This is a genomic window from Maribacter sp., from assembly GCF_049667165.1.
Lineage (GTDB): Bacteria > Bacteroidota > Bacteroidia > Flavobacteriales > Flavobacteriaceae > Maribacter_A.
In genome coordinates this window covers 1-3,513 of record NZ_JBATHS010000184.1, presented here as the reverse complement: position 1 = coordinate 3,513, position 3,513 = coordinate 1, and the positions used below count along the sequence as shown (strand labels likewise).

Annotated in this window: 3 protein-coding genes; all 3 read left to right on the top strand. The window is 40.5% G+C overall.

Translation table 11 applies throughout. The features are described 5' to 3' along the window. Nucleotides 1–8 precede the first annotated feature (8 nt). The gene (pstB, locus tag WBM98_RS09665; RefSeq protein ID WP_424365817.1) at nucleotides 9–752 is read left to right on the top strand and encodes a phosphate ABC transporter ATP-binding protein PstB; all 744 of its coding nucleotides are present in this window, start codon (nucleotides 9–11) and stop codon (nucleotides 750–752) included. A gap of 11 nt (nucleotides 753–763) precedes the next feature. Continuing rightward, entirely contained in the window at nucleotides 764–1,426 is a 663-nt protein-coding gene (gene phoU, locus WBM98_RS09660) for a phosphate signaling complex protein PhoU (RefSeq protein WP_424365816.1), read from the top strand. Between the two features lie 291 nt (nucleotides 1,427–1,717). Next, nucleotides 1,718–3,513: anion permease (locus tag WBM98_RS09655; RefSeq protein ID WP_424365815.1), on the top strand; the 1,796-nt coding region annotated here is incomplete at its 3' end.

Below are 3,513 nucleotides of genomic sequence, written 5' to 3'. Positions count from 1 at the left end.
CACATAAAATAGAGGTTAATGATGCAAAAGTATGGTATGGCGATTTTGAAGCTATTAAGGGTATCGACATGACCATTAAGGCAAATACGGTAACCGCCTTTATTGGCCCTTCTGGATGTGGCAAATCTACTTTTCTTCGCCTCTTCAACAGAATGAACGATTATGTTGATAACTTTAAGATGGAAGGCAAGATCAAAATTGATGGAAACAACATTTACAAAAAAAAGGTGAATGTCGAGGAGCTTCGCAAAGAAGTCGGGATGGTTTTTCAAAAACCAAATCCTTTTCCAAAATCTATTTTTGAAAATGTTGCTTACGGATTAAAAATCCAAGGCATCAAGGATAAAAAATTCATCAATGAGCGCGTAGAAAAGGCGTTACGGCAAGCGGACCTGTGGGATGAGGTAAAGAACGACCTTAAAAAATCTGGATTGGCCTTATCAGGAGGTCAACAACAGCGTTTGTGTATTGCCAGAACCTTGGCGGTCGAACCATCGATCATTTTAATGGATGAACCCACTTCGGCCTTGGACCCTATTTCCACAGCAAAGATAGAACAACTTATTTTTGAACTTAAAAAGAAATATACCATAGTCATCGTTACGCACAATATGCAACAGGCCAGTAGAATCAGTGATTATACCGCATTCTTTTATCTGGGCGAGCTTATCGAATTTGACAAGACAAAAACAATATTCACCAATCCAGGTAAAAAACAGACCGAAAATTATATTACCGGTCGATTTGGATAAAATATAAGAACATGGATAACGCAGAATACCAACGGGAGTCGCTTAATCAAACCGTTTTTGATATGCTCACCTTATGCACAACACAACTTGAAAAGGCATGTGAAGCTTTTATAAGCCATGATAGTGATTTGGCAGAAGAGGTGATGCATACCGAAAACAGGGTCAATGCCATGGATATTAGAATTGAGAAGGACTGTGAACGGTTTTTGGCGCTATTCAATCCTGTTGCCGTTGATTTAAGGTTCGTCATGGCAATTCTAAAGATAAATTCAGATTTGGAACGAATCGGGGACCATGCCTTTAATATTTCCAGTTATGTGGTCGAAGAGGAACATACAATTCCTACCCATTTGTTTGAAGCCGTCGAATTTGATAAAATGATCGACACCGTTAAATCGATGATGGAGAATATTACAGTGGCGTATGAAGAGAAAGACGTCAAATCTGCCCGTAAAGTCTTTAAAAAGGATAAGGTGCTTGATAAAATAAATATCAAATCGTTCAAAACCCTAGAAGCTGAAATCCAAAAGGACCCTGCGGTCATCAAAGAAGCTCTTTTTCTTTTTTCAGTAGTCAAAAAGTTGGAACGTGTCGGGGATTTGATAAAAAACATTGCAGAGGATATCATTTTTTACACGGATGCGGAGATCTTGAAACATAAAAGGAAAAAATAACACCGCTCCTTTTTAAGATTTTTCGGTTTATGCCTATTCCAAATGAATACCTTCAAGGCATTTTTTAAATCAACTGTCGTATAGAAACGAGATATATGCCGTTACTTTCAACAATTCCTTATAGTTTGGAAATTGCTAGATCAAAATGATCTTCATAGTTTTTCTGTAATCATTCCGGACTTATAATTGATGGTAACGCGCACATATAGTGCGCCTTTATACCTGATTTAAATCATATTTTATATCAACATATTCCATCATTTTTATATCTTTTACCAACCAAAAGAAATTATGGACAATATTTACTTTTTAATGATCATTGCACTCGGTGTCCTGGCCATTGCGGATCTTGTAGTCGGTGTAAGTAATGACGCGGTCAATTTTTTGAACTCCGCCCTCGGCTCCAAAGCCATTTCCTTTAAGACCATCATGATCGTCGCCAGTCTCGGTATCACCTGTGGGGCGGTTTTCTCAAGTGGCCTAATGGAAGTGGCACGAAAAGGTATTTTTATGCCAGGGGAATTTATGTTCAGTGAGATCATGATTATTTTCATGGCCGTTATGATTACCGATATTCTCTTGCTCGACTTTTTCAATACCCTTGGTATGCCAACCTCAACAACGGTTTCCATTGTCTTTGAACTATTGGGTGCGGCCGTGGCCATGGCCTTGATAAAAATAGGGGCAGCTGGCGGTTCATTCTCCGAAGTGGTCAACTATATCAACACCTCAAAGGCCACTGAGATCATATTGGGTATTCTGCTCTCCGTGGTGGTCGCATTCTCGGTGGGTGCCTTGGTCCAATATGTCTCTCGGTTATTACTTTCCTTCAACTTTGAAAAAAAGGCGAAATGGGTCGGGGCTGTTTTTGGTGGATTCGCCTTAACCGCGATTACCTATTTTATAGTTATCAAAGGACTGAAAGGAACGGATTATTATGCCGGGTTACAACCGCTGATCGAAGGTAAGACAGTCCTCATTATTGCCCTAAGTTTCGTCCTTTGGTCCATATTATCCTATATCGTGGTTACTGTTCTTAAAAAGAACATTTACAAACTCATTATCACCGTGGGTACCTTCGCTTTGGCGTTGGCCTTTGCCGGTAACGACCTCGTTAATTTTATCGGGGTCCCTATTGCCGCCTATCAATCCTACGAGGCTTGGACGGCTGCCGGGGTTCCTGCCACTGAATTTGCCATGGGTGTTTTAGGCAACAAAGTGCCTACCCCAACACTATTTCTTCTTATTGCAGGTCTGGTCATGGTCTTGACGCTATGGTTCTCAAAAAAAGCAAGGTACGTAACCCAGACCGAAATCAATTTATCGAGGGAAGGAGAAGCTAAAGAACGTTTTAGTCCTAACTTTTTATCCAGGAATTTAGTGCGATTTACAATGCTTGCCGCCAAATATACGGCAACGGTATTACCGACTTCCCTTCAAAATAAGATTGAAAAACAATTTCAAAAACCTGTAATTAAACTTTCAAAAGGCATAAAGCATGAATTACCTGCCTTTGATATGGTGCGGGCTGCAGTGAATCTTATGGTGGCCAGTGTACTCATTTCAATCGCAACTTCAATGAAACTACCTTTATCCACAACCTATGTGACCTTTATGGTCGCCATGGGCTCTTCATTGGCCGATAGGGCCTGGGGTAGCGAAAGTGCAGTGTACAGGGTCGCAGGCGTACTGAACGTAATAGGCGGCTGGTTCTTTACCGCATTATGTGCTTTTATTGCCGCTGGTACCGTAGCCTACTTAATTGATTTGGGCGGCAGCCCTATGATCGCGGTCTTATTGTTATTGGCCGTGCTATTATTGGTTCGAAACTATATTAGCCACACGAAGAAAAGTAGGGAAGTAAAAGCCGAGGATAGCTTGAGTAAAGCGGAAAGTCAATCCATTCATGGCGTTATAGAAGAAAGTGCGGATAACATATCAAAAGCGCTTAAACGTGTCAGTAAAATTAACCAGACAACGATCAATGGACTAATAAACCAAGATTTGGATGCCCTTAAAAAAGCAAAGAATACGGTGGTTAAATTGGAGCACGAGATTGAGGAATTACAAAACGATGTATTCTATTT